The sequence below is a fragment of the Synechococcus sp. R3-13 genome (assembly GCF_047462195.1).
Classification (GTDB): Bacteria; Cyanobacteriota; Cyanobacteriia; order Thermostichales; family Thermostichaceae; genus Thermostichus.
In genome coordinates this window covers 1-6,371 of record NZ_JANSIO010000297.1, presented here as the reverse complement: position 1 = coordinate 6,371, position 6,371 = coordinate 1, and the positions used below count along the sequence as shown (strand labels likewise).

Annotated in this window: 7 protein-coding genes and 1 pseudogene; 5 read left to right on the top strand and 3 right to left on the bottom strand. The window is 61.8% G+C overall.

Annotated elements, in window-relative coordinates; all coding sequences use genetic code 11:
- Positions 1–49: 49 nt before the first annotated feature.
- From NW856_RS09275 to NW856_RS09265, 3 genes are all read right to left on the bottom strand, one after another.
- Positions 50–2,101: an SH3 domain-containing protein gene (locus NW856_RS09275; RefSeq protein ID WP_414399936.1), complete on the bottom strand. Its 2,052-nt coding sequence runs from the start codon at positions 2,099–2,101 to the stop codon at positions 50–52.
- A gap of 128 nt (positions 2,102–2,229) precedes the next feature.
- Positions 2,230–2,724 carry a DUF427 domain-containing protein gene (locus NW856_RS09270; protein ID WP_011433071.1) on the bottom strand — a complete coding sequence of 165 codons (495 nt, stop codon included), beginning with the start codon at positions 2,722–2,724 and terminating at the stop codon, positions 2,230–2,232.
- Positions 2,725–2,743: 19 nt separating this feature from the next.
- Entirely contained in the window at positions 2,744–3,451 is a 708-nt protein-coding gene (locus NW856_RS09265; RefSeq protein ID WP_414399935.1) for a Crp/Fnr family transcriptional regulator, read from the bottom strand.
- Between the two features lie 276 nt (positions 3,452–3,727).
- Between NW856_RS09265 and NW856_RS09260 the strand changes: the two genes are divergently transcribed.
- The 5 genes and pseudogenes from NW856_RS09260 to NW856_RS09240 all read left to right on the top strand — a co-directional run.
- Positions 3,728–4,390, top strand: a complete 663-nt coding sequence (locus NW856_RS09260; protein ID WP_414399934.1) for a sigma-70 family RNA polymerase sigma factor — start codon at positions 3,728–3,730, stop codon at positions 4,388–4,390.
- Positions 4,387–4,977 (top strand): anti-sigma factor family protein, encoded by a 591-nt coding sequence (locus NW856_RS09255; protein WP_414399933.1) that lies wholly within the window; start codon positions 4,387–4,389, stop codon positions 4,975–4,977. The genes NW856_RS09260 and NW856_RS09255 overlap by 4 nt, the downstream gene beginning before the upstream one ends.
- 35 nt (positions 4,978–5,012) lie before the next feature.
- Positions 5,013–5,642, top strand: a complete 630-nt coding sequence (locus NW856_RS09250; protein ID WP_414399932.1) for a hypothetical protein — start codon at positions 5,013–5,015, stop codon at positions 5,640–5,642.
- A gap of 63 nt (positions 5,643–5,705) precedes the next feature.
- On the top strand, positions 5,706–6,020 hold the full coding sequence (locus NW856_RS09245) for a DUF3181 family protein (RefSeq protein WP_011433076.1): 315 nt from the start codon (positions 5,706–5,708) through the stop codon (positions 6,018–6,020).
- Between the two features lie 45 nt (positions 6,021–6,065).
- Positions 6,066–6,371 (top strand): annotated as a pseudogene (locus tag NW856_RS09240) (S-layer homology domain-containing protein); the annotation flags it as partial.

Here is a 6,371-nt window from a genome sequence, read left to right as displayed (position 1 = left end):
GCGGTCGCAGCAGCGTTGCGGAGCAATAACAGCTGGCAGCAAGGGAGAGCTAGGGCCGTTCCACCAGACGGGTAGAGCCCGACTGGGCAGCGACCCATCCCCCCGGAGCCCCATCTCGCTCGATGCGCAGCCAGACGGGCACTTGTCCCTCACCGGCCTGCACCTCTACCACCCGCAGCAGGGCTTGGCGTGGGGCTGTCCCGACAATGGCTCCTGTCAGGCTGGGTTGCTGGCGAATGTTGATGCCATCGTTGGAGATCACCCGCACCTGTTGTACTCCTTGCCACTCCGCCAGAGGGCCAGTTAGCTCAGGCGGGGGAGCGGGTTCTGTCTGGCCGGGATTGTTGTTCGCGAAAGCGTCGCGTGGCGATATGTCAACCGGCGGCTGCTCAATTTGCACCTGGGGCTGCTCCAGCGGCGGTGCCGGTGGCGGCGTGAACAGGCCCCGCAGCATTTGCCAGATGACCAGCAGGGAGAGAATGCCCACACCAACTACCCCGGCCACTCGCGTCAGCGGTGCGAAGCCCACGGCGGGAAGGGCAGGACGCTTACGGGATCCCAAGCGGCTGCGGCGGTAACGTTCCACTTCCTGCATTCCGCTCACGCCAGCTCCCTCCCGCTGAGGGGAACGGTCTTGGGCGCGTTCGCGACAGCGGTGCGGAGCACTAGAACTCTCATCGGCAAGAGAAGAGACGCCTGCTTTGGGGGTGCTGCGGTAAGAGGGCAAATCCGAGAGGCGCGGGGGTTCTGGCACCCCCTGTTGCCAAGGGGCGGGTGGGCGATACAATTCCTGGGTTGGCTCAGGACCCACCACGGCAGGCAAATGAGGTGGGGGATGGGGGGCTTGTTCGCGACAGCGGTGCGGAGCACTGGGAGAGAGCATCCCTGCCGGCGGGTCTTCGCGGCTGGGCATTTCGTCCAGGTAAGCTTGTACTTGGGGGTTGTCGAAGTAGGCTTGCAACGTCACTTGGGCGGCTTCCAGACCGCGGAACTCCGGGAACACCTCCTCCTGAAACCATTTTTCTGTGAAGCGGCACAGACCCGGCAGATGGTCGGGAGAACCGGCGGAGTGTTCTTCGATAAACTGCAAGGCCTCTACTTCTTGGGTGGAGCGCAGATGGGCGAGCGCGTCTTCGGTCTGCCCCAGCAACAGACTACAGATGGCCTGCTCCAGATGCACATCCTGCCGCTGCGCCAGACGAGCCAGGTAGCCGCGAGCACGCCGCACCAGAGCCGGGCGGTTTTCCAGATAACCTGCCGCCAGCAACACCTGCACGGCCAAGTAGGCGGCCACCATCGAGGGACGCTCAGCCTCCCGCTCGAACAACTCCTGCTGTTCTTTGAGGGTGAGGTGGCGACGTACCCGTTGGATAAAGCGCAGGAAATCTTCGGTGCTGAGGCCAGAGCCATCTTGCCCCATCCCCTCGATGCCGCCCCGTTCGTCCAGCATGGCTTTGAGGAGAGCCAGTCCCTGCTGTCGCTCCCCGTTCCCATCAGCGGTGTGTCTTCCAGCTTGGGCGGGAGCACTTTGGCTGAGGAGTTGCAAAATGCGATAGGGACGCAGCTTGCCCAAATCGATACGGATCTCCGCTTGCATCTGCGGAAAGGCCTGATACTCCTCCAGCTCCGCCAAGCCCGCCTGTAGGGAACGCGCCGCCTCTTCGTAGGATCCCTGTTGCCAGGCTTCTCGACCCAGTTCCAGACGAGCGATGGCCCGCGCCAAAATGGCATCGGAACGAGCAGGGTGGCCCTGCTCCAACAGGTGTTGAGCCAAGTCCAACGCAGCCTGGTACTCTCCGGCTTCGCAATACAAGCACAGCACTCCCGGTAGGTGCGCCTCCTCCACCGTCAAGGTGGGAGCCGTTGGCATGAGGTGTTCGTCGTAGTTTCGTCGTGCCTCAGGGTTCAGCAGCACAGAAGCCGCCTCTTGGATCATCTGGGCGCGAGCTTCCACAGCCTGTGGCGAGAACCCCGACAGCCAGGAGCGCTCGCCCGGCTTGAGATCGATTCGCTCCCGGTATGCCTGTTCAATCTGATGCTCATCTGCTCGTGCCGACAGCATCAAAACCCGATAGTAGTCGAGGGGCACCCGCACCGTCATGGTTTTTGTCCGCGCTCTCCGATTCGTGCCAGCGGGACGGAGTCCTTGGACAACTGACCCGCATCGACTTAACTGTAGTCCTTTTCGTGGGTAAAAGGGATCCCCCCTCGGGAATCGCTGCTCCGCCCCTACCAGTTCCAGCTACCCGGCTCTCCTTTGAAAGGGCCTACGACCTTTGAGGTGATCCAACCGCCGTAGAAATCTCCGGGTTGAGGCCGGACTCGTTCTCCACCTACCCGGCACTCCTGCACACGGCCTGGATAAAAGGCAAGGTAGTCGCGGATGGGCAAAAACGCCGGGCTGGGATCCGGATAGCTCCAGGCGGCATCTACGGCTGTTTGGGATCCGACCTGAACTGTCCAGTAGCAGGCAGCCCCTTTGAACTCACAGAAAGAGGTGCGAGAGCTGGGGCGGAGATACTGCAGTCGAACGTCGGTGGGGGGAATGTAGTAGGTGGGCGGGTGGCTGGTTTCCAGGACGCGGTAGCAACGGCGGCTTTGGGCAATGAGCTCGCCATTGAAGAGAACTTCCACCAGTTCTGTGGTGGGCTCCAGACGAGGTGGGCGCGGATAGTCCCAGACAGATTCTTGTCCTGGATGGGGAGAAATCGGTTGGGGAGACATGGGTCAATATCTTCAATATCTAAAGCAGACGGGTGGCCTCCAGCAGTTTGGCGTACCGGATCAGCAGCAAAGACTGTTGCTCCGGCAGCGGCTGAATAACCCCCTGCTGCTGCAGACGGCTCAGTACCGCCAGGGCTGTCTCCCGGCTAACTTGGCTGATATCGGCCAAATCCTGGGGGGGAGGGTAGACAATGCGCATCCCCTGGGGGGTCTTCTCGCCAAAAGCTTCCGCCAGTTGCACCAGCGTATGCACCACTCGCAGCGGGGGGCTCTGCTGGTCAAGATCCGCCTGCAAGTTGGCCAGGCGCAGGCGACGGGAGAGGCTGCAGGCCAGCTGGTAACACAGTTGCGGCTCCCGCAACATCAGCGCTTTGAAGGTTGCCGCCGGGATCCCGGCCACCCGCAGCGGGGTTAGGGCCAGCACATCTCGCGAGCGGGGAGCTTCGTCCAGTACCGCCATTTCCCCCACCCAAGCGCCCGGCCCCAGCAAGGCAAGGGTTTTGGTGCTGTCTTGCGCCCGCAAAGCCCGCCGCACCTTAGCCCAACCGGCTAGGATCAGGTAAACCACGCTGCCCCAGGCCTCTTGCATAAAGAGCGCCTGTCCCGCCGGGATATCCCGCAGCTTGACCTGGGATCCCAGCCATTGCAAGGACGTTGCCGAAAGTTCGGCCAACATTGGCACCGCCTTGAGCTCGGAGAGAAGGGCAACAGGAGCATCGGAAGCCATGGCGGGTCGGACGTTTCACCATACCGCAAGCCCACTGTAGCCCAGTTACCAACTCAAGAGCTATCCTGCAATCCACCACCCCGCCATGTGCGCCAAGATCTAGTGAGGAGGTGGTCTTGCTGTGGAGTCTTGCCGGTATGGCCCTCAGAGCCTCTAGAGCTACCCTGCGGTTGAGGGTGGGGGGAACCCAAACTCTGCCATTTCGTCTGGGCAACAGAGGTTCTGTCTGGGAGGGGATCCCTCCGCTGTTGCTGTTGTTACAACCTATGGATGCCTATGGATGCTGCCCTCAGCGACATCAGTGGCCAGCGCTGGTCCGTCTTGGTGAAGAACGTGCCTGTGCGGCCCGAAAAGCTCGCTGATGCGGATCTGGTGCTGCTCTGTCAGCAGGGATCCCAGCCCCATCGGGAGGCTTTTGCCGAGCTGATGCGTCGCCATCAGGCCCATGTGGACAAGGTGCTCTATCATCTTGCCCCGGACTGGCAGGACCGGCATGACTTGGCCCAGGAAGTTTGGATCCGGGCCTACCGCCACCTGAAACGCCTACAGGAGCCGGCAAAATTTCGCAGCTGGCTGGGGCGGATCGCCACCAACCTGTTTTACGACGAGCTGCGCAAGCGCAAACGACAGCAGCAGCCCCTTTCTCTGGATGCGCCGATTCAGATGCGGGATAGCGAGATGGAATGGGAGCTGCCCAGCGAGAGCCCCAGTCCCCATGAGCACCTCGCCACCTGCGAGTTCTACGAGCGATTGCACCAAGCCGTCCGCGACCTGCCGCAGGCCTTTCGCCAGACAATCCTGCTGCGGGAAATTCAGGGAATGGCTTATGAGGAAATTGCCGAGATCACAGGGGTGTCTTTGGGCACTGTTAAGTCTCGCATTGCCCGCGCCCGCGCCCGCCTACAATCCACCCTAAAACCCTACCTTAATGGTGAATGACCATGGTTCGCGGCAACCCCAACCCCGACCCCAGGGATCCCCAGCAAGAGCTGCCGGTGGTGGATGAGCGCTTTGAACAGTTGAGCGCCTACTTGGATGGGGAATTGTCGTCTCAAGAGGCGCGGCAGGTGGAAGATTGGCTGGCCAGCGATCCCCAAGCGCGGCAACTGTACAGCCAACTGGCAGCTTTACAGGCCGGTTTGGCCAACCTCAAGGCCCCCACCTTGGATCCCATCCAGACGGAGCTGTTGATCAGCCGTGTGTTCGCTGAGCTGGATCGGCGGCCAATGCTCGACCTGGGCTGGCGGCGACGCAAGGGCACCCCTTGGGGACGGGTGGCAGCGGCTGTAGTGGCCTTGGCAGGGGCGGGCTGGGTGGGATGGCGTTGGTCTCATCCCCAGCCTTTGGTATCGCTGGAAGATCCGCCGGTGCGCGTGGCCATCGTGCCTGCCTCTGCTCGTGTTGCCCAACGCTATCTTTTCGAGGCGGGGCAAAAGCAAGATGCCTACTCGATTTTGTTTGAGACAATCCCCAACCGTGGATCTCGCCCCGCCAACGCGACCAGGGCCGAGGTGGGCTGGGAATGACCTGAGCAGGCTTGAGAAAGACTGAGGAGCGCAGGGTGGAAAAAGCAGTTCGCTGGGCTTGTGGGCTAGGAGTCTGCCTTTGGCTATGCAGTCTGGGATCCCTGTCGGCCCAGGCAGATCCCAGCAGTAGCCATCTGGCAACGCCGTCCGCGCCGGCGGGACAGAGTCCGAAGGAGTTGCACTCCTCTCCCAGTGGACAGGAGCCTGCCCCCCAGCCCACAAACCTGCCTTCACCCGGATCCCGTCTCACCCCTGCCCCCGATCAAAACCAATGGGCCCCTCCCAAGACGGAGCTATCGCCCTTTCCGGACTTCCCCCTTCTCAAGGAGTTGGATCCGCCCCCGCCAAGCTTGGCCGACCTGGGCATCCATTGGGATCGCTTGGCCCTGCTGCCGGATCCCGAGCTGGCAGAGGAAATGGATGTGGAGTTCAGCCGCCGTCTAGCCCGCCTAAACCGGCAAATTGCCAACCAACAAGAGCGCCTCTACCGCCTTTTGCAAAGCTGGGACTCCGACGAGGCCGATATCCGCCAAATTCAGGCCCAACTGAGCCAGTTGCGGACAGAACGGGATCGCTTGGCCCTAGAGCACCTGTTGATGCTGCGGCAGTTGCAAGAGAACTTCGCCCTACCTCTACCCGACCGCTCGGCTGCCAGCTCTCCCTGAGGATCCCTTGGGTTCAGGCTATGATTGAGCAAGGGCAGACGCAACCCCCAACGGAGCTGAGCGATGGCCAAAGTGCCCAGCAACCCAGACATTGAGCAATTAGCTGCTGCCATTGGTAAAGAAGTTTACATCGATGTGGCCCGCTGGCATCTTTACCTGCGCGATGCCCACCTGCATACCCTTTTGGCGGAGCGACTGGCACCCCAGGTGATGGCAGGCAAGGTGGATGAGGACGCCGTCACAGAGATCTTGCAAGGGATCCCGGTGAAAGTGGGGGGTGGGCGCAAAGAATTGCCCCTGGCCGATCTCCTGCCGATGCAAAGCCTGCTTAACCTGCTGGACGTGCTGGAGGAGTTCAGCCGCAAATGGGCCCAATAGAGACCAATAGAGAAAGGTAGAGCGGTGCATCACCAGTCTAAACCTATGCGGCCTGGCCCCTGGCTCAAGCTCGGCAGCCTTATTCCGCTGCTCTGGCTGTTGTCGGCCTGTCAGGGAACCGAGTGGGGAGAACGGCTGGAGCGCGCTGTACGCCCAGTAGGTCTGCCCACAGCCCAACCTGAGCTGCCGGCATCTCCCTCGCCTCAACCTTTGCCGGGATCCATCCCGCCCTCTATCTCCGCTCCCCCTGCTCCCACCCCTTCCTCACCCCTGCCCAGCCCGGACAGCAGCCGCTTTGCAGACCTGGAGCCGGGATCTCTGGTGGCTCGTTCGGTGGGATACCTGGATCGG

Excerpts from the sequence above, each read along its gene's own strand:
- NW856_RS09275 (WP_414399936.1), bottom strand. The coding sequence starts at position 2,101 with ATGACGGTGCGGGTGCCCCTCGACTACTATCGGGTTTTGATGCTGTCG.
- NW856_RS09270 (WP_011433071.1), bottom strand. The coding sequence starts at position 2,724 with ATGTCTCCCCAACCGATTTCTCCCCATCCAGGACAAGAATCTGTCTGG.
- NW856_RS09265 (WP_414399935.1), bottom strand. The coding sequence starts at position 3,451 with ATGGCTTCCGATGCTCCTGTTGCCCTTCTCTCCGAGCTCAAGGCGGTG.
- NW856_RS09260 (WP_414399934.1), top strand. The coding sequence starts at position 3,728 with ATGGATGCTGCCCTCAGCGACATCAGTGGCCAGCGCTGGTCCGTCTTG.
- NW856_RS09255 (WP_414399933.1), top strand. The coding sequence starts at position 4,387 with ATGACCATGGTTCGCGGCAACCCCAACCCCGACCCCAGGGATCCCCAG.
- NW856_RS09245 (WP_011433076.1), top strand. The coding sequence starts at position 5,706 with ATGGCCAAAGTGCCCAGCAACCCAGACATTGAGCAATTAGCTGCTGCC.